Here is a 22284-nt window from a genome sequence, read left to right as displayed (position 1 = left end):
ACAGAGTCTAAATAAATTTCAGGAATATTTTTATTTTAAAATAGACATCCTGGATTCTTAAATTTTTGTTATTGTCTTGTCTCAGGTAACGATTTAATCCACTTTTCAGTGTCAAAATAAACTTTTAGAAATTTTTCATATTCTACTTTGTTTATTCCCAAAGCTTTTTCATGGAGATATTTTAAGAATAATTTTTGTCGCTCTATTGGGTTTTTAATTGAGTTGAAAATATTTTCACCTTTTGTGGTACAAGCAACAGAGAGAATTCCTATCTTGTATCTCATGGCAAGGTAATTATCTATTATTCTTCCAATTAGTTGTGGGTTTTTGACGGGAAAACAATCTTTTTCTAAATTTTCTTTGTAATTCAAATAATGACTTTGAACATTAGCATAATTACGTCCATAGTCGATAAATTTAGATATCAGATGATCAAAACTTTCTTCGTTTTTCCCATCAAAAAGGCAGTTAATATAGACTCCATGTGCTTCCTTTGCGAGTTCATAAATACCAACTGTAACTTTTTTTATATCTTCTTGTACTTGTCTGCAGTACTCATTTGCCAGGATAGATGATGAGAAAAAAATTAAAATTGTAATTAATCGTTGTTTCCAAATAATTTGCATTTTTCACCACAGATGTTTAAAAGTTCTTGCTTTAAAATTTTCTTTTCTTCGAAAAATGCTAGCTTCTTCTCTCTAATAGATCGACCTTTTTTAGAACAGTATTTGAGTAGATAGATCATATTTGCATCAAACATTCTTTTCGATACAACCAAATTGTTATAGGGATTAATTCTAGATTTGTAACAATCATTTCGACTTCTTAGAGATGGCCTGGCAATTTTAGTATAGTCTTCATTATAAAGTTTTCCATATTCATCAAGCACAACATCAACATATTTTTGAATTGGTTGATTTGAGAGTAAACATTCATTGATCTTTAATTCAACTCTTTTTTGAAAATCATCAAATTTGGTGACTGTTTCTGTAAACTTTTTTCTAATTTCAGAACATTCATCACTATAAGCATTAAACCCAAGAAAAAATAAAAAGAGTAGTTTTAGAACGAACATGCACAGTACCTTGTTACCGAGGCTTCTGAGGCAGCACAAGTTGTGGAAACGGCATTAAAGTGAACAACGAGATAACCATAGCTCGTACTATCCACAAGAGTGCATCCCAACTGTCCATAAGGCAGCTCATTTTTTGTAGAAGTGTCTCCCAACGAAGTTGCACCGTAATAAGATGTAACAGTTCTGCAATGATTTAGCGCATCAGTTGCGGGAGTAGTTGAACCTATAAGTTGTGTTCCTGTTTGATTGCAACTTCCTTTGTCTGAACATACTTGGTCACAACTCTCTCCAAAATCCCCTTGGTGATAACAATAGTTTTGATAATAGAACCCAGAACAAGGACAGGTCCCTAAAGTAACACCAGCGGGAAGATTTGATCTAAAATCACTCCATTCTTGAGCAGATTTGGTTGGCAATCCTCATAATTTTTCACATTTACTCATTAATTGTTCAATTTATGATTATAATTTCTCTAGTTATTTATCGGAGTAAAACGCTTGGAAATTAAGATAAAACTGTGAAATCAGCTTGTTAGATAATGACTTTATGACCTCTGGAATGATCCTTATTTAGATCAATGCCAACTATTTAGGCAACCAACATATTTTAAACTAGATAAGCAAGAAAACAAAATTTCAAAAAATTTGAGCATTTCTTTAACTTTTCCCTTTTTCATTTTATTAGCAGTAAAAACTTCTAAATTATCGAGATTAGATTGATCATAAGAAAAACGCTCTCTATAGATCTAAGTTTGAACCATTTGAAAATATAAAGTAGCGCAAGAATACTTGGCACAAGCTCAGACAAATTTTCAATATGTTACCCCGAGAGTGGTTCTGTAAAAAAAATCGGTTAAAGTCTATGAATAAGGATTTTTAACGTGTGGTGACGATGAAAACAAAACTTTTAAAACATAATACTCTCTTTATTGGTCTGCTACTTCTCAATGGTTGTGTCCAAGATCAAGAATTCACTCTCATGAATTTAGATGACCTTCAAGACAAAATTAGTATTGAACCTGATTCAAGTGATGTCCCTGAATATATCGGATACAATACCGTGACTGATTCATATTCTATTCCTGGAGTGGAAAATGCTTCATGTGATCCATTAACTGGAAATGAAAATTCATCACTTGGTGCAAATAATAAAGGGATTACTGGAAACATAAGGCTACTCAATGAAAAGGGCCTATCTAATTGTGGAGCTAGAAAAAACTTATATTCATATCTTGATGAAGAAATATCTTATAAACTCAGTGACTTCATCATTTTTATGGGAAATATAAATGTGCCAGAAAGACCATTTGATGAAGGATTTGAAAGTATTGATAGAAGCATTATTGAGATAAATGGGGAAAGGCTTGTCGAATGGTTTAATGTAAATCTCGACTCAAAAATGTCAGTAAGTTCTGATGAATTAGCAGGAGAGTATGAACTTGCTATTCTAAGTGATGATGGTTCTATTTTAACTCTTACAAATGAAGATGGACAAGAGGTAAAATATATTGATTCTCCACAGGTTCATGCTCCAAAGTTTTTATGTGGAGATGATGAAGGAAAACAGCACTTTATTGATTTTTCAAAGGGCAAAACATATAAAATGAAATTGAATTATTTTCAAGGCCCAAGATGGCATATAGCACTTCAGATGTATTGGAGAAAAAAGACTCCTGATCATAAGAAAAAATCAAATTTATGCGGACAGACTATTTGGAAGCAAAATATAAATAGGGTTACTGATGATGGTTGGCAAATTGTCCCGCCAGAAGTTTTTAACATGCCTGAAAATGGATTAAATATTTGTGCAAATGAAAGAGATCATTTGAATGAGCTTTATCTCTCGAATAAACCTGAAACTGATGGCTTCAGCATTAAAATAAAGGTTAATGGAATTGATTTTCCAACGGATTATTCAATTATTGAAGAGATTGACGAAAGTAATAACGTTAAATATAAAATAAAACTAGAAAATCCTATTCTTCTCGTTCAAGATGTAAAAGTTGAAATTATTTACTTCACTTTTATTGAATGAAACGCAGTTTTCTTTTTTAATATTTTCCGCTAATATTTCAAAATGAGTAAAGAACACCAATTAGATGAAATAGACCGTAAGATCCTTAATTATCTTCTTAAAGATTCTCGAATGTCTTTTCAAGAAATTGCACGAGAGTTAGTAGTCTCAGGCGGCACCGTACATGTTCGAGTCAATAAAATGAAAGAAATGGGTATCATAACGGGTTCAAAAATTGTAGTTGATGTTCAGAAACTTGGAATGGAGGTTTGTGCTTTTATTGGTGTTAATTTAGTTAATGCAAAAGTATTAGACACAGTTCTTAAAAATATAAATTACCTTGATCAGATTGTTGAAGTCCATTATACAACAGGGCAATACAGTCTACTACTAAAAGTTTATGCTAAGTCAACCAGAGACCTACATTTGTTCTTAGTAGAAAAACTTCAAAAAATTGAAGGTATCCAATCTTCTGAAACATTTATTTCTCTAGATAATCCAATAAATAAAGATATTGTTCCCTGAAGACTGTTCTATTGCTTATGGTAGGGATGGCCTGAATTAATTGTTTCAGCTCTATATATTTGTTCCACAAGTAAAACTCTGGCCAACTGATGAGGAAAGGTGAGTGGCGATAATGAAATTGTTCCCTTCGCAAGTGAATATAAGTCTTTATCTATTCCTGCAGATCCACCGATTAAAAGACTAATGTGTTTTTGTTCTTCTAACTTTGTAAAAAAACATGCGAAATCCATGCTTGAATAGCTTTTTGCATATTCACTAAGAATATAAAAAGGTGGATTTGATAATGATCTCAATTTTAAAAGTATGTTTTGAGCTTCTTTTTTGATGTCTTCATCTAAAGACTTTAGTTCGTGAATATTGATTTTATAAGTTTTTAATCTTTTTAAGTAATCGTCCTCTAATTCTTTAAGACCTTTGTTTTTTACTTTTCCAATGACTATGAGATCAATCTTCACTAAAAGTAATCCCTCTCATCACTTTCTTCAGATTGATTATTATTCACAGGATCTTGATGATAGAATTCATTTGGAATAGTAATAATTTCAGCACCACGCCAGACATTGTCAAAATCATAAATTTCTCTGACATTATCTTGAAAAATATGAAAAATGACATCTCCTGAATCTATTAAAATCCACTCCCCCTGTTCGAATCCTTCCTTAGAGAAAATTTGTGAACCATGAGATTTCAGCGTTCGCGAGATTTCATCTGCTATCGCACGAGCTTGAGTTTGGTTTTGTGCTGAGGCCAGTACAAAATAGTCAGTAAGAGATGATCTTCCTCTCACATCAATAATTTTTAGATTTTCTGCTTTAAAATTTCCCATAATCCAGGCACCGGCCATGGCATTATTTAAAGGAAATTCATATTTTGTGTCGGTAATGATCTTTTCTATTTCTTGTTCAAAATATTTATTGGCCATTGTTAGTCCTATCAATTGTTCTAAGCATAATACTTTTTAATATATCCAGATTTCTACCTGATACAGATGAAATTGGGAGTACTTTTTTATCAAGATGATCTTGAAAAAAAGTGACATATTTTTGAATTTCTTCTTCTGTCAATGCATCTATTTTTGTAAGGCAAATGATCTCCCTTTTGTTCAAAAGATTTGAGTTATATTTCTCAAGTTCTGCTCTAACTGTAATATAACTTTCATAGGCCTCGAAAACATCCAAACACCAAGAAACATCAACTAAATGAACAAAAGCATTTGTTCTTTCAATATGTTTAAGAAATTTAAAACCTAACCCTTTCCCAACTGAAGCATCTTCAATGAGTCCTGGTATATCGGCAACAACAAAAGAGTCTTCCTCCAACTCAACAACACCAAGATTAGGCTCTAGAGTTGTAAAAGGATAATCAGCTATTTTAGGTCTGGCCCTTGAAATACTTGAAATCAACGTACTCTTGCCTGCGTTAGGTAATCCAATTAAAGCAATATCTGCAAGCAACTTAAGTTCTAACTCAACATCAAGTTCCTTACTCTCTTCACCAGGTTTTGAATAACGTGGTGCTTGATTGGTTGCAGATTTAAAATTCATATTACCCAATCCACCACGGCCTCCATTTAAAAGGCGTTGTTCTTGAAGGTTTTGCGTAAGGTCTGCAAGGACTTCTCCTGTGTGTTCATCACGAACAATCGTTCCCACAGGAACCCTAATATAAAGATCTTGGCCAAAGCGTCCATGTTTCTGACGGCCCATACCATTTTCACCATCTTCGGCCTTATATACTTTTTTTCCTCTAAATTTTACAAGAGTGTTTATTCCTTCATCCGCTTGAAAGATGACGTTTCCACCATCACCACCATCTCCGCCATCGGGCCCACCAAAGGGAACATACTTCTCCCTACGAAAGCTTGCTACTCCATCGCCACCTTTTCCTGAGACAATTTTAATTTTTACTTCATCTATAAAACGCATAGGGCCACTGTTAACATAAGGATAAAAAAAAGGGAACTTAACATTAAGTTCCCCTCTATATTTTCTTATCAATAATAGAAATATTATTTAGATGACAGAGACAATTTGTTGTTTCTTATTGTAGTAAGAAAATTGAACTTGTCCGTCTTTTAAAGCAAATAGAGTAAAGTCTTTTCCCATTCCTACGTTTTTACCCGCATGAAATTTAGATCCACTCTGTCTTACAATGATATTTCCTGTAATAACGGCCTCTCCACCATATCTCTTAACCCCTCTCATTTTAGGGTTTGAATCACGTCCGTTACTTGTAGAACCACCAGCTTTTTTGTGTGCCATTATTTTACTCCAGTTAACTTTTTATTTTGAAATATTGCCTTGCCCATCATTGATTTCAACAATTTTTAAAGCAGTATAATGCTGACGATGACCGTTTTTCTTTTGATATCGTCCAGGTTTTCTTACGAATACTATAACCTTTCTACTTCTGTCATTTCTTACAACCTCGGCCTTAACCTTGGCGCCGCTAACAACAGGTTGTCCAACCACTGGTTTTTCACCGCCAATGAAAAGTACTTTGTCTAGATCAACAGTTGTACCAGCTTCAGCATTTAATTTTTGAACATCAATAAGGTCCCCAACTTTTACTTTGTACTGGTGACCAGAAATTTCAACTATTCCGTACACTTTTAACTCCTTGAAATCCTCTTGAGGGGTCTGATATAGAACTTTTTCTCCCTCAGTGAGCGATTTATATTGGCCCATGAAGGGCAATTTTTATGATATTTGGGCCCACATGTCAACGAGATTGAACCAATAATTTTCCTCCTCATAGGCAAATATTTCCTCTTCAGTGCGCATGCTTATTTCACAATTCAATTTGGCCGAAAAGAAAAAATATGAAAGTATTTCGCTTTCATAGAGGATAAGTCATGGATAATAATGAGAAAAAAGTATATATGCAGTTTTATGCAGATCTAAAAATACCAATATACATTGAAATCTCACAGGACATGATTACTCCGGCCATACAAATGTTGTTTGCAAGGAGTCATTTTTCCAATATTGACGAAGGCAAAGTCAAAGAGGCGATAGAAAAAAATAATTTGGCCAGAATTCTAAAATTTGAAAAAATTGGAGCAAAACTCAAAAATCGCTTTTTTAAAGGAAATCAAACACATCAATTTGGTGCCGAATCTGTGAATAAATACAATGGCCATAGAATTTATAAATTTCAAGGGATAGGTGTAATCGTCTATTCTCCTATTGCAAAGGAATGGCGATGTGGAATACTTCCACAATTCGGCGATGATAAATATGCAATAGAAACTAATATATTCTTGAATAGATTTCTATCTTTTGCCTTGGTTCAGAGTGGTTTTTTTGGCATCTGGGGAGTGCCTGTAGAAGAAGGCGTCGTCGTTCAAAGCAAAGTTGAAGGTCAAGGAGAGGCGGTCTTTATTAATTTACTAGATGAAATCGTTTTAACAGTAGATGGCCATAAAAAAATTAGGCCTAATGATGTCTTTATAAGATTAGATCAAACTTTAAAGGGAAGGAGTGTCGGTATGAAGCAAGAAGAACTTCTTAGCTTTCTCTATCAACACTGTACTTATATAGATACTGACGGACCAAGTGTTCCCATAAGACAAATGCTCCAATATGCTGCTAAATATTCTGTCGGACAAATTTTCCCTTATGAAAACTTTAGGCCCAGAACAGAACTCACTGCTTAGATTAATTCTACAAATATTAACGCGTAGTAACTTCTAAAAAAATTTTAAGAATTTCATAATCAAGATGGACCAAAAGATTAAGTTCCGTTATTGTTATGATTACTTATGGTTGTAGATTTTGATCCAGTAATTCTTTCTTTAGGCCCATTGCAAATTCGTTGGTACGGACTCATGTATGTTGTGGGTTTTTATATCGCAGGGTTTTTGGCCAAGAAACTAGTTAAAGAAGGTTTCATTGAGACAAAAGAAGAAAATGTAGATTCCTTGGTCTTCTACATGATTATTGGGATGTTTATTGGCGCTAGATTAACCTATGTTTTCGTCTATAACTGGGACTATTACTCTCAACACCTCAATGAGCTTTTTGCAGTCTGGAAAGGAGGACTAAGCTTTCACGGAGCAATCATTGGGCTCCTCACCGGAGGTTGGGTCTTTTCAAAACGCTTTAACGTTCCCCTCAGACAAATATGCGACACTGCCGTAACAGCTGGTTGCCAGGGGGTTTTTTTTGGAAGAATTGGCAACTTTATAAATGGTGAACTCTATGGACGAGTTACCGATTCTCCCTTTGGCCTCATCTTTAAATCCGGAGGGCCCTATCCACGTCATCCCTCTCAACTTTATGAAGGGATAGCTGAAGGGATTATCTTATTTTCAATTCTTTGGTTTATGAGAAAAAGAGTAAAAAGTTATGGTGAGCAAACTGTCATTTTCTTATGTGGTTATGCTTTTTTTAGATATTTTATTGAGTTCGCTCGTGAGGCAGATGCACAACTTGGCTATTATATAGGTGGAACAACGACCATGGGGCAAATTTTATGTTTTATAATGTTTTTATGTGGTTTTACTTGGTGGGTATACGTCAGAAAAAATCCAATGCCTATAAAAGTGAATTCTAAGTAGTTTTTTCACCATACTTTTTATCTATACCCTTAATATGTGCCGATAACCAGACTTTTAAAAAAGTAAAAAAACTATCGTCAAGTCTTCTTGTTACTTTAAAGTTCATTAAATGTTCTGATAAATCTTTGAGCAAGTTTTCATGAATCAATTTATGGGGCTCCAGACCTTCAAAATTGATCGATTTCATATAGGCCTCTTCATCTTTGAAATGACTTTGTGTTGTATGAACAAGTTTTTCCAATACGGGAAACATTTCATCATAATGACTATTTTTGTGGTGGAGATCATATAACTCATTCATTAAAGAAAGAATTTGTTTGTGCTGTTCGTTCATAGAAGGAACGTTTACATCTAATTCTGGTCCCCAAGGCATAATCTCCATTTTAACTTCTCCCAAAAATTTGCAACTTTTACTATCCAAGTTTAAATACTATTCAAAGATTTTGCAAAACCTTCCTATTACTTATTTTTTAGTTCAAGAATATAAGACTTATTCATTTCATCAAATATTGAAATGTATTCTCCCAATTGATCTGTGTTTTTAGAAATTATTGCTAAATAAATTGGAAAACACTGTATCGTACACGTTGAAGAATAGACAATTTTATATTTTTCTAATTTATCCCAAATATAGATTGCATGTTCATTTTTAAGTTTATAAAAATTTTGTTTACCATACCTGTTTATAAGAGATTGATGAAAAACATCATGGAGAAAGTAAGAGGGCAACCGTATAAAAATATCCCTTACTAGGTCTTCTACCACATTCAATTCGGCATGGATGATATATCTTTGATGTTTTAACTTTACTTTGAAAACTTTTTTCTTTTTAGTATCTGTAATAAGTTCTAAGTCAGGAAAAGTTTTTTTTACATCTTCAATTTTTGAATCCGGAAGAATACTCTTTATTTGATCCAATGAGAAATCATAGTTAGGAGACTCCACTTGGCCGAGTAAAAAACCAGGGTACAGTAGTAAAGTTGTGCAAAAGAGTCTAAAAAGATACTTCATATCATTATCCATTATAACTTGTGGCACGAAATCTTTAGCAAGAGGCAGATATCACCCACATATAAAGGCCTGTATACTCAATACTTTACAAAGAATTGACAATTTTATGGGTCAATTTTCGTTTTTTTTGATTTATTACTTATCTATAATTTCAGAAAGTTACCCGAGTTCCTGGGATTTAAACTTCAGGTTTGACCCTAAGGGCCCAATTTGGGACAATAGGGAGATGTTTGCTTTCGTTATTAAGGTTCACAGTTTTAGGAGTTAAATTTTGAATGTTCGCATACTTTGTAATATTATGACCATTTCATTGATCATATCTTGTGCAAGTAAAGAAACTAGCACTGTTCCCACTGAGCAGAATCAACAACCTCAAAGAGAATCACTTAGCACTCAAGAAGTTGTCATTCAAAATCTTTCAACTTCTAGTTCAAAGGAAGTGCTTCCCCTAGTTGAAGAGAAAAAAGAACAAGACGTTGTTTTACAAATGGTTGGTAGTTCAAAAATTGATAGTGCCTCTTCATACAAAAGAAAAATATATTACCTCTATGGTGCTGAACATTTAAATCTAGAAAATTATTATTTTGATATACCTGTTGTATATAATAATGCTGTCAAAAAATGGATCGACTATTTTTTAAATCGTGGAAGAGGATTTTTTGAAAGATATTCTTCAAGAGGAGGGAGGTATGCACCACTTCTAGGAAAAATTCTTGAAGACCATGATCTGCCAAGAGATCTTATTTTCTTGGCAATGGCCGAATCAGGATTTCAAAATCATGCAAAATCTTGGGCCAGAGCTGTTGGTCCTTGGCAATTTATGCCCTATACCGGCAAACGCTATGGTTTAAGAATTAACTGGTATGTCGATGAAAGAAGAGACCCTATAAAATCATCTATCGCAGCAAGTAGATACCTCCAAAAACTTTTTAATGATTTTGGCTCATGGGAATTGGCCGCCGCAGGATACAACGCTGGTGAAGGAAAAGTATCTAGAGCTGTAAGGAGATATAAAACTGACAATTTTTGGACTATCCGCCAAGGTCGATATCTTAAAAATGAAACTAAAAACTATGTTCCAAAAATAATGGCACTGGCCATAATTGGTAAAAATTTAAAATCATTTGGATTTGAAGATATTGATTTCCATGAACCATTGGATTTTGATGAAATAGATGTTGGGCCTCTTACAGATTTGTATCAAGTTTCGGAACATTTAGATATGGATTTTTCAGAGCTTCAAAGACTTAACCCTGAAATCCTTCGTTGGTTTACACCACCAGGAAGAGATTACAAATTAAGAATTCCCGTTGGAATGAGTAGTACATGGAGTGAGTGCTGTCTTAACAAAGTTTTAGTCGCCAAGGATTTTCAAATTTACAAAATCAATGGGAGAGTCACCAGACTTCGAAGTATTTCCCAAAAATTTAAGCTTAAAGGTGATGTCCTAGAGAATCTGAATAATATGTCTTCCGGTGCTGTTTTAAAAAAAGGTGATGAGATCATACTGCCTTTCAGACTAGGTCAAGATTTTAGAGATGAAATGTATTCTGATCTCTACGAACGTCCTCGAAAAAGTGTTATTAGAAAAAGACGTTATTGGGCCCAAGTTAAAAGGGCACTTGAAAAAGGCAGAAAAATTTCAACTCCTTCTGAGTATTACACAGTTAGAAAAGGTGACACTTTGTGGACTGTCGCTAGAAAATCAGGAGTTTCAATTGATACGATAATTGCTTCCAATTACTCTATTATTAAAAGAAGAATGATCAGGGCCGGCGATAAACTTGCTGTGCGTTAATAACTCTAAATATTGATGAAAAATGACCTCCTCTGTGCTACTCTACTACAAACACGTGAGTGTGTTTTAAGCATTTGAGAAACTGTTGGAAAAATGAAAGTGGTAAGTTGATTGTATATTGAAATAAATAACTTATCAGAATTAGAAAATGACTTTCACTGAAGTTGTCCAGCATAAGTAGTGTTTTGATATCAATATTTAAAATACGGGAAGCTGTACCGGAATTCACGCCTAGGGAGATGACGGCAATGGTTCTTAAGTTTGAAATTTAAGAAACAACCTGCATCGCAGAATTAGGAAATGAACATCAACTCGAGATAAGATAGATTTCATTCAGCGTAGAGCATGTCTTATAGTATCTTAAAAAAATTAAAAAAAGTCGATGAAGAAAAATCTGAAACATCTTATGTTCAAAATATCGTCTACGGAGACAATTTAAGTGCAGTTCTCATATTTGAACAGCTCATGCAAAAAAATGGAACTGATAATGTCGTTCTTATCACTCCACGAAAACTTCTATCTCAGAATGTTGAAACAACTTATCCAAGAAGCTTGAGGGGGGATATCAATTTTTTTGTGTTTAACAAGTACATTGAAAAAATAGACGCCAGTTTTTCTGGGCCCTCCCAATTTTTTAAGGATCTTACCCTAAAACAATTTGGTGGGCGTAGTAAGTCTGAACAATTGTTAAATAACGAAGAATTTTATACCTGGCCATATTTTGAATATGATTTTGATCAAGTAACGTTAAAGGCCAAGGATATTGTTGAAAACAATAGAACATTTTTTAAAGAAAAAATGATCACACAAATTGAAACAATTGAATCTAGCGAACTTATAGAGAAGAAAAATATTTTGCTTACTTGTTCAAATGGAGAGAAAATTTATTGTGAAAACCTCTATTTTGCCAGAAATCCCTTTGAGTTTTATTTGAAATTTGAAAACAAGGCGATACTAAGTAATGAATTTATAGAGTTTTGCGAACAAGCAAAAGGACCAAATATCCTAAGTGTTAAATTAAATTTTAATAAAAATATTACTGAAGATTTTAACACACTTTTTTTACCTCTAAGTTATACACATGAATGGGGACACTTTATTGGTGAATTTGAAAAATTTAAAGATAATTTCCAAAGTGCAACTTTTATTCATCACGTTGATAGTGATCATACAACAGAAGACGATGTCTCAAGAAAGTTAAAACTTTTAAAGAAACAATTGTTTAAAGTCTATCCTGACGCTGAAGGTCATGTTATTGAAGAATTTATCTCCCTCAACGAAGAGGCCTCTTCAGAGAACTTAGATGATCAAAAATACTTTCAAGGTGAAAATGAAATATTCACAAATATACATTTTGTAGGAGAAAACGCTCCTCTCAAAATAATCAATTCTGATGATGAACTTGCTCAATTTCCAGGAAAGTGCTCTCACATTACAAGAGCACTGGCATCAGTTAATCAAATCATTCAGACCTTGTGAGCACCTAGTTGTCTTACAACTTCATAAGCAGCAGCAGTGGCAGCATTGGCCAGATTTAATGAACGTATTTTACTTGAAAACATTGGAATTGAGTAAAAGTGTCCTGAGTATTTATCAAAAAGGTCAAGTGGCAGGCCCTTCGTTTCAGGGCCAAAGATTAGATAGCTTCCTTCAACAAATTTGGCATCGAAGTATGACTCCTTTCCAATTTTTGAAAAAAAGAAAAGTTTGCCTTTCTGTGGATTCTCTTTTTCAATAAATTCATCAAAAGAATCATATTCTGTGAGCTCAACATATTTCCAATAATCAAGTCCGGCCCTACGTATAGATTTTTCATCTAGATCAAATCCATAAGGTTTAATTAAAATCAACCTTGCATTGAGTGCGACACAAGTTCTTCCAATGCTTCCAGTGTTACCAGGAATTTCAGGTTGATTTAAAACAATATTAATACTTTCCATTTTGCACATACCTATAGAGTGTTCTAATCATAAGTCCTGAAGCACCTTTTGCTGGACAGTAGGGAAGGTGAGATTGAGAATCTCCCACTCCGGCAATATCGAGATGGGCCCATTGGACATCATTTTTTATAAATTCTTGTAAAAAAGCAGCTGCCTTTGCAGTTCCGGCATTTCTGGATCCGCCAATATTTTTCAAATCAGCAATATTTGACTTCATATCTTTTGCCCACTCAGGAATTATAGGCAATTGCCATATATACTCATCAACTTCTTTGGCACTTTTTTGAAGTTCATTTGCAAGCTTGTCACTATTAGACATAAGTCCACAAACTTCATTTCCTAATGCAATCAGACATGCTCCTGTCAGAGTTGCAACATCAATGACGACATCAGGTTTTTGATCACAGGCATAATCTAATACATCTGCCAGAACTAATCTACCTTCTGCATCAGTGTTCAAGATCTCAACCGTTTTGCCGTTTCTTCCAGTGCAAATTGAATCTGGCATAGTCGCCAGTCCACTAACAGCGTTGTCAGTAATTCCAAGAAAGCAAGAAATCTTTACTTTTGGAGACTGTTGAACAAGTGCTCTAAAAGCTCCATAAACAGTCGCCGATCCGGCCATATCAAATTTCATATTGATTATAGATGCTGCTGGCTTTAGTGAGTATCCACCAGTATCAAAAGTAAGACCTTTACCAACTAAAGCAATATGCTTGGTTTTGGAGGTAGCTTTACTAGGAGTATAAGTAAGATGGACTAGTCTAGGTCCGTAAGCGGAACCAGCGTTTACTGATAAAAATAGACCCATTTTTTCTTTTTTTAAGTCTGCTTTATCTAATATTTTAACTTTTACGCCCTTGAAAGATTTCACATCTTTTTCAATTCTTTTTGCGTAAGTTTCAGAATTTAAAACATTTGGTGGGTCATTTACTAAATCTCTTGAAAAGTGAATTGCATCAGCAATACACAACAATTCATCTTGAATCGTTTTGAATTTCTGCATTTTTGTTTTTGGTAGCTTTGTTTCGAAAATGATCGTTTTAAGTTTAAGATTTTCCTTGGTCGATTTGTATTTATCAAAATTATAATCAGTTAAAGCAAAAGCTTCCTGGATTATTGAAAAACTTTTTTCTTCATTGTTTTTTATCGTAAAGGAATCCAAATCGAAGGATATAGTTTTATATTTTTTCGAAATAGATTTAAAAAGTGTAGCACTACTTTTTCTAAGCGATTCCTCATTTAACTCCTTCTTATCGCCAAGACCATAGGCGATAACTTTAATTCCATCCTGACTAAAAAAAGTATAAGAAGAATCTTTTTCTCCAGTAAACTCAGAGGAATACTTATGACTATTAAATGAATCTTTAAACTCTGCAGGCCAAGTAGAATTATTTAAAATTTTTTTCTTACCTTCAGATTTACAGAAAGAACCTAGAATAATGAGCTCATCACTTTCATAACTCTTATTTGCAAATTTCAATTTATAATTTATACCACTCACAAAATACTCCCTATTGTGCCAACAAGATACCAATTGTGATATCTGATATTGGGAGGTAGAATACCACATTGCTTGTGTCTTTGTCTAAACAACAGGAGTTACTTTTGTTAAAACATCTGGCCCCTAAAATTATTCCAAAGTACTTGGCCTCAAATTTTGTAATTCCATTTTTAATATCATTACTCTTCTTTATGTCGTTTCTAGTTATGACTCAACTTATAAGAATCGCGGGACTTGTTGCAGGATCAGAGTCGAGCCTTTATCAAGTTGTGGAGATTCTTGGCAGTGCGTCTCTCTCATTTTTACCCATCGCAGCTCCTCTTGCAATTGTCTTTGCGGCCAATTATTCGGTTGGAAAAATGAGTTCTGATTCTGAAATCGTAGCTCTCATGTCATTTGGGTTTTCGAAGGGCCTGATTATGAGACCTTTTCTGATTGTCGGTGGAATTATTTCATTATCGTTATTTCTAATAGGACATGACCTTGTTCCCAGAGCTTATAAAAATTTTAAAGAAAGAGTCATAGATGTCACCTCAAAAAACATATTTACCCAATTGAAATCGGGACAATTTTTTGTTGATATTCCTAACCTCATACTTTTTGCCCAAGTTGTAAAAGATAAAGGAGATAAACTAGAAAAAATATTTATTCAAACAGATAAAAATAAAGGAAAATCTGAACAACTCATCATTGCAGAAAATGGTGTTTTTGTGAAACAAAAAAGGTCCGGAAAAGAACTTACAAGAGTGAGACTCATTTTAAAAAAAGGTAATATCTTTAGAACAAATCTTGAAAAAGGAAAAATAGAAAAAGTTGACTTTGAAGAATATGAATTTCCATTATTTAATAACTTTTATCGTAAACAAAATTTTACTTCACCTAGTATGCTTTCAACATGGACTTTAATTGAAAGAATAAAAAATAATTTCTATAAAGGGACTTCACTAAATAAAGCATATATTGAGATATATTCTCGCATGGTGTTGCCCTTACAATGTATTCTCTTTACTCTTTTAGGTTGTATCTACGGAATACGCAAAAACAGGGGTAAATCTTCAAACCAAAACTTCATCTTGTTTCTTCTTGTCGTATTATTTCATGTATTGCATTTTACCGCCATGAGTTTTGTAAAATCAGGCAAATTGCATGGTTCTGGCTTTCTCATACCTATCATTGTCATTGGTCTGTTTACTTGGCGACAATATAAAAAACTCGACTGGATATCTTAATTTTTTATACTATCCCTTTTTGCTAAATATTCATTTGATGTCACAGCATTTCCATTTTCATCAAAAATAAAGAGGGGAAGATAATAATCTTGATCATCTTTTTGAGGAAAAACAAAACTTTTTACACCTGATTTTGATGGATTAAAATCTAATGAATGATTATTATAGAAAACGACCGCAGTGTTTGTATTTCCGATAGTGAGTCTCACATCATTTCCACGAATAAGTAATTTTCTGCCTTTTCTTAATACAAATTGTTTTATCGGATCATCATCCTTTTTATACGTGATCCATGTATCTCCTGCATGCGCATGAATAAATACATTTTCAAGACCCTTGACAACAGCATTTCTATAATTTTCAGGAATAAACTCTTCTATTTCATTTGGAGGTGTTTCTTTTTTTACAGAATAAAGTGAATATGTAATTTTTCTTAAGTTTATGTCAGACTTATCTTCAGACTTAACTATCTTTTTCTCACTTTCATCTACTTCTTCTTCAACTTTTTTCACTTCTTTCTTTTCTTGCTTATCAATAACTTTCTTTTCAACTTCAACTACCTTCTTTTCAACTTCAACAGACTTTTTATTAATTTCTGGAGGATTCATTATTTCTGGTTGATGAATTTCATCCTCTTTTTCCTCTTGATTTTCGATAACGGCCACATCTGTTTTTTCTTTTTTCTCAATGTCCGAAAATGTCGAAATTGAAACTTTCGTGTTTACACTTTTCAACTCTTCCTTAAGTGGAGTATTTGCACCTAACGATTGATATTTGGTCTTTTTCTCAATTTCTTCTTTTACTTCATTTTTTGCAACTTCTTCTGATTTTTCACTTCCAGTGAATGCAACAACTAATATAATTAAAACAGCAAGTCCTCCACCTATAACGACAAATGGGTTTATCCCTTTACCTACTTTTTCTTCCAAATCAACTTTTTGCTTTATAATTTCACCTGTCTTTTTAGGAGATGAATATGCTGATTTTAAAAGTTCAAGAGGGAGATCCTCCTTTATCCCAAGAACTTTAGAGTAGGATTTCACAAAACCTTTCACATAAGTCAAATTTGGTAGACGATCTATTTGATTATTTTCTAAGTTCTCAAGCATTGAAAGGCTGATTTTAGTTCTTGAAGATATAGCCTTCAAAGAAAGTCCCTTTTTTTCTCTCTTCACCCTAAGATAATCACCCAATGTCTCAGGTGTAGATTCCTCTGTTTTTGTTTCTTCTGACATAATTCCTCGGTAATTAAAAATTTGGAGTTATAATTTTTTCGGCCTTACTATTTTCTTCAATTCTATCCATTCTTTCGGCCCTTTTTTCAAGAATAGAAATCGTTTTCAACTTATCTTTGGCATATTTTGCAAACTCTGATTTATTAAATTTTTGAATGAGATAATTCATTTTAGACCTGGCCTTTCTGAATTGTTTCAATTCCATGAGTGTCAACGCCTGCTCATAAAATGGCCCAGGACGATTTGAGCAGATTCCCTCAGTGGCCATATTAAAGTTTTCAAGTGCTTCCTGATATTTATACTGTTCTTTATTGATTATTCCTAGCTGATAATGTGCAGGACAATATGCCGGTTCACTTTTAATTGCTAACATAAAATTCTCTGTTGCACCTTCTCTATCGTTTTCTTTAAGAGATATCAGTCCCAAATTATAATACACTCTGTAATTTCTTTCATAAGTGAGATCTTTAAGGACCTCCTTATATAGTTTTTTAGACTTTTCCAACTGACCCATAGAGAAATAGATCGAGGCCACATTTGATCTGGCATCAGGATTTTCCGGTTCAATTTCTAATGCTTTATTTAAATGCTTTAATGCAGTTTCCTTCTCATCCTTATAAAAATACGCCATTGCAAGATTTATTTGAATATCAGCATTCTCTGAGTCCAATTTTTCAGCATTTAATAGGTGGGATAACGCCTTAGTATATTCCTTATCCATTAGTGCTTGAGTGCCGTGTGTATAGAAAATTTCTGATTTACGCTTTGCAACTTCGGCTTCTCTGCTAGTGAATAAAGAACACGAACAAAGTGAGAGTACTAATATTGAATTTAAATATTTTAATAAGAGTTTTTCCATGGATCATCCTTGAGTACTTAAACCATAGATAGTGTACAAATCTTTAAACATTTTTTAAAGACTCTTTCTAAGTATTATGGCAGTTTCAAAATGTTTTGTTCCAGGAAAAAAGTCTATTAATTGTAATTTGTGAATGAAATATTGGCCAACTAGCCCTGATACATCTCTTAATAGAGTTTGTAGATTACAACTGACATAGACGATAGTTGAAAAATTATTGGCCTCAACAAGGTCTCTTAATCCAGAAAAACCACTTCTAGGAGGGTCAAGCAACAGAAAATCATAGTCTGTAAACTTTTTAAAATCCTCTTTGCCAGCTTTAAAGATATCTAATTGTATGAATTTTTGATGATCTTTTCTCATTTTATGGAGGTAAAAATCTATTACCGTGACTGGACAATTCAAATTTTGAGTGAGATTTCCATCTCCCCCAAATAACTCAAGGATATTTTGAGGTGCAAATGTACTAATTGATGTTTCTATTGATTTTAGAAAAGATTGGTTAAGTTCTGTGTGTACTTGGGTAAATCCATCAACGCTATAGGGTTGATTTATTGCAAATTTAACTTCATCCCCATTATCTTTTTGATAGATAACCAAATGGCCTCTCGCAGGGGCAGATGGGCCAATTTTTTCTCTCCATGAATCATTCTTATATAACTTATTGATTTCACTTGAAATTGCAGCGTTTGGCAGTAGACAATTAGGAACTGATACTAACTTCTTACTTCCTTTTGCAATATATCCAAGCTCATTTTTCTTCAAATCATAATGGAGTTGAATTCTATTGCGATGCATTTCCCTATTTTCTGAACTTAAAACCTCTACTAAAGGGAGCTTAAAGGATGTTTTCTCAAATTCCCGAACTAAAGTTTTCTTTTTAAAATCTAACTCAGTTGTGTAATCAATATGGAGATAATCACATCCCCTGCAATGTTGATAGTGATTACACTTTGCATTAATTCTTGAAACAGATTTTTTGGTTAGTTCTAAAACCTCAAGAAACCGAACACCTTTGCTTTCATTTAAAAGTTTTGCGACTCCTTCTTCTCCAGGTAAAGTGCGAGGAATAAAGTGAATTTTGTCATATTGCTTATCAACCCCTTGCCCTAAGGGATCAACATGTTCAATTTTAAAATTGTAGTTCATAAATTCTCAATACCTGTTTAGTTTCAGAGAGTAAAATCGTTATGCTGGTCCTGAGTAAAAAATATTACACTCTTTTACATTATGTCTTATTTGAAGATGAGTAGAATTTTTGATGTTTTAAATGAATCAATTTTTTCATTTTTGAAAAAGTGAGATTGAACCCAACTCTTGAAATTGTAAGATGCTGAATTTAAGAATAAAATTCTATAAAAAAAGTATCAGTTAAATATGTATTGTTTATTCTAATGCATTGTAAACTTTATAAAATGTATTGCTTTTTATTCCAAAAATGTTATTGAGCTTTTGTAAAAAATAAGGAGAAGAAATGAATTTTGGTTTATTTTCAATTTTAATATCTAGTGTTTTATTTCTAAATTCATGTGATGAAATTTATAGAGAGAAGACTATTGAGGATACTGAACCAAAAGAAGTTGTTCAAGGAAAAATTTCCTCAATAGCAGAAGATGATGAGTACCCTTATAAGAAATTACTTTTTACATCTAATGAATCAAATACATCAATCTATATGATTGAAAAAGATAATTCCTTCAATTTTGCATTATGTAATGAACCTAGAGTTGAAGTCATTTCTTCAAACTGTACTATTCTAGGTGAATACTTTATGCCTAAGAGTGAGGACGTCGCAAAGTATTTTTCTTCTGAGCTTGAGTACCAGTTTGATGATTTATCGTCAGAACTCCATTTACCGAAAGCAAGTATCAAATTTATGTTGGGAAATATAAGTGTTAGTATCTTGGCCGCTCTCATTCCTACATACGTTACAAATAAGGCCGTTGAAAAGTTATTTAAGAAATATTACTTCAAAAAGAGCGCTGTAGAAGCTGATGGCCTCGTATTAAGAGAAAGATTCGCCAGAGGCGGTACTGTTAATAATGTTACAATAAAAGAAGAATTATTGAAAAAAATAAGAAGCAAAAGCGCCTGGACTGTCCTCATTGGAGCTCTTGCTGGATACTTTTCATATGTAACAATAGATGACTACTATATGGATGAACGTGATCTTGAGAAAAAAACTGAGCTCTATATTAAAAGAGAATTAGAACAAATAAATATTGATGAGTTAACCTATGTGATTAATACTTTTCAAGAAAATAAGGATAAATTGATTACTTCAGGTAAAACAGTATCAATAATTGCAAAAGCTCTAAAGAACTGTATGAAAAATTTAAAGGTTTATGTCGATCCTGTTAGTGGCTCAAACTACATCTTTTACAAGGGTGAAAAAATATTTAATTTCTAAGTTAAATATCCTGACATTTTCTTCATCTTAATTGATATGAATTGTTTCGTTTTCAACTGTAATTTGATGTTGTAAAGTGACTCAATTTTAGACAGATTAGTCCAACTATATACAGGGAGAATATTCATAAACATATTATGTATATTCCTGAATTGTTTATATGACCAAATTGATTTCAAAAACGAAATTTGTGGTGAAGTTTTTACAAAAGTATTGAAACAAATTTATATTTGAGTACTATGTGTCAAAAGGTCAGAATGTGTACTTTTAGCTTGAATTGATTGTGAATTCATTCAAGAAATAGGAGCTTAGCATGAGCTTTACTGGGCCACTTAAGATTCATGGGATAACGGATAAAGTTGCAAATTCACTTGCAATTTTTATAACTAATCAGTTATCGCAAGACTACAATATAAATGTTGAAGTTTCTATGAGTAAAGATTCAGACACTTTCGAAGTTGTTAAAGAATCGAATAAAAAAAGTTGGTGGAACCCATCAAATGATCTTATTAAAAGAAAAAAACTCTATCTACTCTGTACAGAATTATCCAAAGTTCACCCCAATTTTCAGAAGGGAGAGTTGATTAGATCATACGAAGGTGAGAATGAAGTTGTTTTTCGAAAATCACCTGAAGAATATTGCTTAAATTTCAGTATTTTAGTAGAAGGGGCGCTATTTTCTAGGCCATCACAAGAAATCCTAACAAGTCTTTATAGTATTTTTTTTGATAACACTTTCTTAACTTTCGAAGATCATCAATTAAAACTTCTAGTAAGCCCTGAAGAGAAAAAAAATCAAACAAAACAATTATTAAAATCAGAAAAACTAAGCGAAAACCTTACTCCCATATTTTTTCTTGACGTCCTTGTACCATTATCCACAGGAACTATTGTTAAGAGAGAATCAATTGTAAGAAAGCGAAATTTAACATTTGCCTCTAAACAGGCCGAAACAGGAGACATTAAGTGAGTACCGTAGCACCAGGAGTATACGCAAACATCAAAAGTAGTGGAAACAAACCAATGGAAATGAAAGGAAGTTCTGTTTGTGCTTTCATTGGACAATCAGCAAAAGGGCCCGTAAGTGAATCTTTAATGGTTACAAGCTGGGCACAATACGAAAAAGTATTTGGGGATTTTGCTGACTCAGAATACCTCGCTCATGCGGTTTATGGCTTTTTTGCCAACGGTGGTTCAAGGGCGTATATATGCAATGTTGGTGCAAAAACTGAAGGTCAAACAGACAACGATCTTACTGCTTTATTGATGGGAGAGGACAAAGGTCCGGCCCACAGAACTGGGTTAAATGTTTTCAATAGTATCAAGGATATTAGCCTTGTCTGTGCTCCTGGTATAACTAGTAAAGAATGTCAGAATATTATTTTAGATCATTGTGATAAACTCGGTGACCGTTTTGCTATTCTTGACTGTGAAGAGGAATTAAGTAGCGGACTTGATCAAATGTACCGACCAAAATCTTCTAACAATGGAGCATGTTATTTCCCATGGTTAGAAGTTTATGATCCAAAGAAAAAACAAAATGTTTCTCAACCTCCAAGTGGTTTTGTTGCAGGACTGTACTCAAGAGTTGATAGTGAAAGAGGAATCTTTAAAGCTCCTGCGAATGAAGTTCTTAGAGGTGTTAATGGCCTTAAATATAGCCTTGTTCGTGAAGAACAAGCTGTTGTAAATCCAAGAGGTATCAATGTCATCAGAGACTTTGGTGACAAAGGTATCAGAGTGTACGGAGCGAGAACACTTTCTGATGATGCTGAATGGAGATATATCAACATTCGACGACTTTTCTTAAATGTTCGTGAAACATTACAGGATGGAACAGAATGGGCCGTATTTGAGCCAAACGATGCTAGTTTATGGGGTAATTTGAAAAGAAATATTTCTGCGTTTCTTAAGACTTTATGGACAAATGGTGCTCTTGTTGGGGATTCTCCAGAAGAAGCTTTCTATGTTATTTGTGATAAATCAAATAACCCAGAAGAGTCTATTGCAACAGGAAACCTAAATATTGATATCGGTATCGCACCTGTAAAACCAGCTGAATTTGTAAATATAAATATTCAACAAAAAGTTGAAGAAGAATAAACAATTGTAGAGGAGGAAAAA

General features: G+C 33.3%; 25 protein-coding genes. 10 read left to right on the top strand and 15 right to left on the bottom strand.

From position 1 onward, the window contains the following. Positions 1–68 precede the first annotated feature (68 nt). Genes H6622_01360 through H6622_01350 form a run of 3 tightly spaced genes read right to left on the bottom strand, consistent with a single transcriptional unit; the run spans position 69 to position 1491 of the window. Positions 69–626, bottom strand: a complete 558-nt coding sequence (locus tag H6622_01360) for a hypothetical protein (protein MCB9060154.1) — start codon at positions 624–626, stop codon at positions 69–71. Beyond that, positions 599–1075, bottom strand: coding sequence for a hypothetical protein (locus H6622_01355; GenBank protein ID MCB9060153.1), 477 nt, complete (start codon positions 1073–1075; stop codon positions 599–601). The genes H6622_01360 and H6622_01355 overlap by 28 nt, the downstream gene beginning before the upstream one ends. Beyond that, positions 1063–1491, bottom strand: a complete 429-nt coding sequence (locus H6622_01350; GenBank protein MCB9060152.1) for a hypothetical protein — start codon at positions 1489–1491, stop codon at positions 1063–1065. The genes H6622_01355 and H6622_01350 overlap by 13 nt, the downstream gene beginning before the upstream one ends. A gap of 475 nt (positions 1492–1966) precedes the next feature. Between H6622_01350 and H6622_01345 the strand changes: the two genes are divergently transcribed. Together H6622_01345 and H6622_01340 are read left to right on the top strand one after the other, a co-directional pair. Next, a complete protein-coding gene (locus H6622_01345; GenBank protein MCB9060151.1) occupies positions 1967–3109 on the top strand; it encodes a hypothetical protein in 1143 nt (380 codons plus the stop codon). 42 nt (positions 3110–3151) lie between these two features. Continuing rightward, positions 3152–3613 carry an Lrp/AsnC ligand binding domain-containing protein gene (locus H6622_01340; GenBank protein MCB9060150.1) on the top strand — a complete coding sequence of 154 codons (462 nt, stop codon included), beginning with the start codon at positions 3152–3154 and terminating at the stop codon, positions 3611–3613. Positions 3614–3621: 8 nt separating this feature from the next. On the opposite strand, the gene H6622_01335 is transcribed toward H6622_01340, so the two are convergent. From H6622_01335 to rplU, 5 genes are all read right to left on the bottom strand, one after another. Next, positions 3622–4068, bottom strand: coding sequence for a 23S rRNA (pseudouridine(1915)-N(3))-methyltransferase RlmH (locus tag H6622_01335; protein ID MCB9060149.1), 447 nt, complete (start codon positions 4066–4068; stop codon positions 3622–3624). Then, complete coding sequence (gene rsfS, locus H6622_01330) at positions 4068–4535, bottom strand: ribosome silencing factor (GenBank protein MCB9060148.1); 468 nt, start codon at positions 4533–4535, stop codon at positions 4068–4070. The genes H6622_01335 and rsfS overlap by 1 nt, the downstream gene beginning before the upstream one ends. After that, positions 4525–5538, bottom strand: a complete 1014-nt coding sequence (gene obgE, locus H6622_01325) for a GTPase ObgE (protein ID MCB9060147.1) — start codon at positions 5536–5538, stop codon at positions 4525–4527. The genes rsfS and obgE overlap by 11 nt, the downstream gene beginning before the upstream one ends. 87 nt (positions 5539–5625) lie before the next feature. Then, positions 5626–5874, bottom strand: a complete 249-nt coding sequence (gene rpmA / locus H6622_01320) for a 50S ribosomal protein L27 (GenBank protein ID MCB9060146.1) — start codon at positions 5872–5874, stop codon at positions 5626–5628. Between the two features lie 21 nt (positions 5875–5895). After that, positions 5896–6222 carry a 50S ribosomal protein L21 gene (rplU, locus tag H6622_01315; protein ID MCB9060145.1) on the bottom strand — a complete coding sequence of 109 codons (327 nt, stop codon included), beginning with the start codon at positions 6220–6222 and terminating at the stop codon, positions 5896–5898. A gap of 245 nt (positions 6223–6467) precedes the next feature. Between rplU and H6622_01310 the strand changes: the two genes are divergently transcribed. Next, complete coding sequence (locus H6622_01310) at positions 6468–7271, top strand: hypothetical protein (protein ID MCB9060144.1); 804 nt, start codon at positions 6468–6470, stop codon at positions 7269–7271. 105 nt (positions 7272–7376) lie between these two features. Beyond that, positions 7377–8174: a prolipoprotein diacylglyceryl transferase gene (locus H6622_01305; GenBank protein MCB9060143.1), complete on the top strand. Its 798-nt coding sequence runs from the start codon at positions 7377–7379 to the stop codon at positions 8172–8174. Here H6622_01305 and H6622_01300 read toward each other — a convergent pair. After that, entirely contained in the window at positions 8167–8556 is a 390-nt protein-coding gene (locus tag H6622_01300; GenBank protein MCB9060142.1) for a hemerythrin family protein, read from the bottom strand. The genes H6622_01305 and H6622_01300 overlap by 8 nt on opposite strands. Positions 8557–8633: 77 nt before the next feature. Continuing rightward, positions 8634–9185 carry a hypothetical protein gene (locus tag H6622_01295; GenBank protein ID MCB9060141.1) on the bottom strand — a complete coding sequence of 184 codons (552 nt, stop codon included), beginning with the start codon at positions 9183–9185 and terminating at the stop codon, positions 8634–8636. A gap of 271 nt (positions 9186–9456) precedes the next feature. Here H6622_01295 and H6622_01290 point away from each other — a divergent pair, with 271 nt between their 5' ends. Both H6622_01290 and H6622_01285 read left to right on the top strand, forming a co-directional pair. Next, positions 9457–10983, top strand: coding sequence for a transglycosylase SLT domain-containing protein (locus H6622_01290; protein ID MCB9060140.1), 1527 nt, complete (start codon positions 9457–9459; stop codon positions 10981–10983). Between the two features lie 345 nt (positions 10984–11328). Continuing rightward, a complete protein-coding gene (locus H6622_01285) occupies positions 11329–12462 on the top strand; it encodes a hypothetical protein (protein MCB9060139.1) in 1134 nt (377 codons plus the stop codon). Here the strand turns inward: H6622_01285 and H6622_01280 are convergent. Beyond that, positions 12450–12923, bottom strand: a complete 474-nt coding sequence (locus H6622_01280) for a tRNA (cytidine(34)-2'-O)-methyltransferase (protein ID MCB9060138.1) — start codon at positions 12921–12923, stop codon at positions 12450–12452. The two genes, H6622_01285 and H6622_01280, sit on opposite strands and share 13 nt — an antisense overlap. Then, positions 12910–14427, bottom strand: a complete 1518-nt coding sequence (locus tag H6622_01275) for a leucyl aminopeptidase (GenBank protein MCB9060137.1) — start codon at positions 14425–14427, stop codon at positions 12910–12912. The genes H6622_01280 and H6622_01275 overlap by 14 nt, the downstream gene beginning before the upstream one ends. Positions 14428–14507: 80 nt before the next feature. Here H6622_01275 and H6622_01270 point away from each other — a divergent pair, with 80 nt between their 5' ends. Beyond that, entirely contained in the window at positions 14508–15656 is a 1149-nt protein-coding gene (locus H6622_01270) for an LptF/LptG family permease (GenBank protein ID MCB9060136.1), read from the top strand. Here the strand turns inward: H6622_01270 and H6622_01265 are convergent. Genes H6622_01265 through H6622_01255 form a run of 3 tightly spaced genes read right to left on the bottom strand, consistent with a single transcriptional unit; the run spans position 15653 to position 18899 of the window. Continuing rightward, complete coding sequence (locus tag H6622_01265) at positions 15653–16891, bottom strand: helix-turn-helix domain-containing protein (GenBank protein ID MCB9060135.1); 1239 nt, start codon at positions 16889–16891, stop codon at positions 15653–15655. The genes H6622_01270 and H6622_01265 overlap by 4 nt on opposite strands. 13 nt (positions 16892–16904) lie before the next feature. Next, entirely contained in the window at positions 16905–17750 is an 846-nt protein-coding gene (locus H6622_01260) for a tetratricopeptide repeat protein (GenBank protein ID MCB9060134.1), read from the bottom strand. Positions 17751–17804: 54 nt separating this feature from the next. After that, entirely contained in the window at positions 17805–18899 is a 1095-nt protein-coding gene (locus tag H6622_01255; protein ID MCB9060133.1) for a class I SAM-dependent RNA methyltransferase, read from the bottom strand. Positions 18900–19224: 325 nt separating this feature from the next. On the opposite strand from H6622_01255, the gene H6622_01250 reads away from it, so the two are divergent. From H6622_01250 to H6622_01240, 3 genes are all read left to right on the top strand, one after another. Continuing rightward, positions 19225–20160, top strand: coding sequence for a hypothetical protein (locus tag H6622_01250; GenBank protein MCB9060132.1), 936 nt, complete (start codon positions 19225–19227; stop codon positions 20158–20160). 313 nt (positions 20161–20473) lie between these two features. Continuing rightward, positions 20474–21130, top strand: coding sequence for a hypothetical protein (locus H6622_01245; protein ID MCB9060131.1), 657 nt, complete (start codon positions 20474–20476; stop codon positions 21128–21130). Positions 21131–21189: 59 nt separating this feature from the next. Continuing rightward, positions 21190–22263, top strand: a complete 1074-nt coding sequence (locus tag H6622_01240; GenBank protein ID MCB9060130.1) for a phage tail sheath family protein — start codon at positions 21190–21192, stop codon at positions 22261–22263. The last annotated feature ends 21 nt before the right edge of the window (positions 22264–22284 follow it).

The sequence above is a fragment of the Halobacteriovoraceae bacterium genome (assembly GCA_020635115.1).
Classification (GTDB): Bacteria; Bdellovibrionota; Bacteriovoracia; order Bacteriovoracales; family Bacteriovoracaceae; genus JACKAK01.
This window is presented reverse-complemented; position numbering and strand designations above follow the sequence as displayed.

Bases quoted from the DNA above. Each gene is read 5' to 3' on its own strand.
- H6622_01295 (MCB9060141.1), bottom strand. From the start codon at position 9,185: ATGAAGTATCTTTTTAGACTCTTTTGCACAACTTTACTACTGTACCCT.
- obgE (MCB9060147.1), bottom strand. From the start codon at position 5,538: ATGCGTTTTATAGATGAAGTAAAAATTAAAATTGTCTCAGGAAAAGGT.
- H6622_01345 (MCB9060151.1), top strand. From the start codon at position 1,967: ATGAAAACAAAACTTTTAAAACATAATACTCTCTTTATTGGTCTGCTA.
- H6622_01340 (MCB9060150.1), top strand. From the start codon at position 3,152: ATGAGTAAAGAACACCAATTAGATGAAATAGACCGTAAGATCCTTAAT.
- H6622_01355 (MCB9060153.1), bottom strand. From the start codon at position 1,075: ATGTTCGTTCTAAAACTACTCTTTTTATTTTTTCTTGGGTTTAATGCT.
- rpmA (MCB9060146.1), bottom strand. From the start codon at position 5,874: ATGGCACACAAAAAAGCTGGTGGTTCTACAAGTAACGGACGTGATTCA.
- H6622_01310 (MCB9060144.1), top strand. From the start codon at position 6,468: ATGGATAATAATGAGAAAAAAGTATATATGCAGTTTTATGCAGATCTA.
- H6622_01255 (MCB9060133.1), bottom strand. From the start codon at position 18,899: ATGAACTACAATTTTAAAATTGAACATGTTGATCCCTTAGGGCAAGGG.
- H6622_01285 (MCB9060139.1), top strand. From the start codon at position 11,329: ATGTCTTATAGTATCTTAAAAAAATTAAAAAAAGTCGATGAAGAAAAA.
- H6622_01280 (MCB9060138.1), bottom strand. From the start codon at position 12,923: ATGGAAAGTATTAATATTGTTTTAAATCAACCTGAAATTCCTGGTAAC.
- H6622_01360 (MCB9060154.1), bottom strand. From the start codon at position 626: ATGCAAATTATTTGGAAACAACGATTAATTACAATTTTAATTTTTTTC.
- rsfS (MCB9060148.1), bottom strand. From the start codon at position 4,535: ATGGCCAATAAATATTTTGAACAAGAAATAGAAAAGATCATTACCGAC.
- H6622_01300 (MCB9060142.1), bottom strand. From the start codon at position 8,556: ATGGAGATTATGCCTTGGGGACCAGAATTAGATGTAAACGTTCCTTCT.
- H6622_01240 (MCB9060130.1), top strand. From the start codon at position 21,190: ATGAAAGGAAGTTCTGTTTGTGCTTTCATTGGACAATCAGCAAAAGGG.
- H6622_01245 (MCB9060131.1), top strand. From the start codon at position 20,474: ATGAGCTTTACTGGGCCACTTAAGATTCATGGGATAACGGATAAAGTT.
- H6622_01260 (MCB9060134.1), bottom strand. From the start codon at position 17,750: ATGGAAAAACTCTTATTAAAATATTTAAATTCAATATTAGTACTCTCA.
- H6622_01250 (MCB9060132.1), top strand. From the start codon at position 19,225: ATGAATTTTGGTTTATTTTCAATTTTAATATCTAGTGTTTTATTTCTA.
- H6622_01265 (MCB9060135.1), bottom strand. From the start codon at position 16,891: ATGTCAGAAGAAACAAAAACAGAGGAATCTACACCTGAGACATTGGGT.
- H6622_01305 (MCB9060143.1), top strand. From the start codon at position 7,377: ATGGTTGTAGATTTTGATCCAGTAATTCTTTCTTTAGGCCCATTGCAA.